Source organism: Carboxydocella sp. ULO1 (assembly GCF_002049255.1).
Classification (GTDB): Bacteria; Bacillota.
Map to the genome: position 1 here is coordinate 1 of NZ_BDLQ01000060.1, position 1,644 is coordinate 1,644.

The 1,644-nt window shown below is 50.9% G+C and carries 2 protein-coding genes; both read right to left on the reverse strand.

Annotation, left to right across the window (positions count from 1 at the left end; genetic code table 11):
- Positions 1 to 500, reverse strand: a 500-nt coding sequence (locus ULO1_RS09080; RefSeq protein ID WP_079933424.1) for a YmfQ family protein, incomplete at its 3' end; no start/stop codon positions are given.
- Positions 497 to 1,644: baseplate J/gp47 family protein (locus tag ULO1_RS09085; protein ID WP_143325440.1), on the reverse strand; the 1,148-nt coding region annotated here is incomplete at its 5' end. The genes ULO1_RS09085 and ULO1_RS09080, both read right to left, overlap by 4 nt.

Consider the following 1,644-nt stretch of genomic DNA (forward strand, 5'->3'; position numbering starts at 1 on the left):
CACTCATCCCATATGAAGAAGTTGTATTCATACATTATCGCCAAATGCGCCGGTACAACCGCCCGGACCGCCGTTTTGAGGTCATCTAAGTTAGGCGGCACTCCGGTTGTATCTACAAATCGGATCGTAATGGTATAAGCGGCATGGTCCTCTACAACGTTTACTGCACCCTTATCATATGATTCAGCCACCTGCTTGACCACCGCAATCGTGGCTGTTCCGTATCCTCTCAATCGGGATACGATTTTATCCCGCCGTTCGGCCTCGGGTTGATCAGGCGTAACAGGGAGACCTAACTCTTTTTCCCACCTGTCCAATCCCCAGGTGGCTGTGCAAACGAAAAACTGGTTTAATGTTTCGTCCAGGGCTTGGCGAAGTTTGTCAAACTCAGTACCTTCTGCTTGCAAAACGGCCCGAATAATTCTAGAAGTCTCGTAATAGGGGGGCAGGTAAGTAAGCATCTCCTGTCCCCGCACGCTGGTTATGGGGTATTCGCTCATGTCAGATTCACGCTCCCCAAAATAGCCACTTCTTGGTCACCGATAACCACGTTAGTAGTACCACCGTTCACAGTCAGGTTACTGTAGTCTTGCACTCCTGGCGTATCTAAGATGGCCTGCCCTATGCGGACATAGCGGACATCATTGTCTGAAGTAAAAGCCAGTGACTTGATATATGCCTTGATATTTTCTGTCACCGCTGACTTAACACTGTCGGCATTATAGCCGCTGGCAATGGTTAAATTGGCTGAAACATTTATTAATACCGCTGTAGCCGGTTCAACAGTTACTCTTGCCCCTACAGGAGCTTTCCCCTCGCCAGTATCTTTACTAAAGGTGCTTCGATATATCACTCGGTCCACCCAAACTATTGTCGTAGTATCAGTGGTAAGGCGGGTTATTCGCAGTTCTAATTGATCCTGGCCGTTCCAGTAAAACTCTACGATTTTATCACTAAAGGCAGCCGCTAAATCGCTGGCCTTCAGAGTTATTACGGCGTCTACAGTTCCGTTTGGCCTCGTCTTTGCCCACGCCGCCGCCGAAACGTTATAAACGCCTATCTGCAGTAGATCGGCTGTCCCAGCATTGTTGTCCACTTTCACCCGGGCCCGGGTCTGCCAGATACCAGGCTGCTGAAGTATAGCTTGCAGGTTAGCATGAGTGATGGTCCCGGCCCCGGTAGCGTCGTAGATCATTTTCACACTGTCGCCGGTGTCATCGGTCAACGTGGTGTCTATGCTGGTGCCATAGCTACCCAGAGTCATAGTCTCTGCTTCGGTTTCATTCACCCAGGGTGGAGCTATATAATTGTGGACTGCGTCCACTAATGCCTGATCGGCTGGTTCTTTATTTGTGTTGATTATTGCAATACTCACCGTACCCGGCCCGTCACGTACAGGTACCACAAAAACGCCGCCCACGCCAGGGACTTCCATGGCCCAGTTCACGTAATCGGCTTTATTTCCGCCTGCCGACGGAGACCGTACCCGCTGGAGAAACCGGGATAAGAGCGAAGCATCGTCTTCTTCGTTCAAACCGCCGGAAGTTGTCGCTACATTGTTCACCGAAGTTATTCCGGCCACTGGCTGGGCCAGGATAGTAATCGTCCCAGCTGCCACATTACCGCTAGCCCCAGGTTCCACGG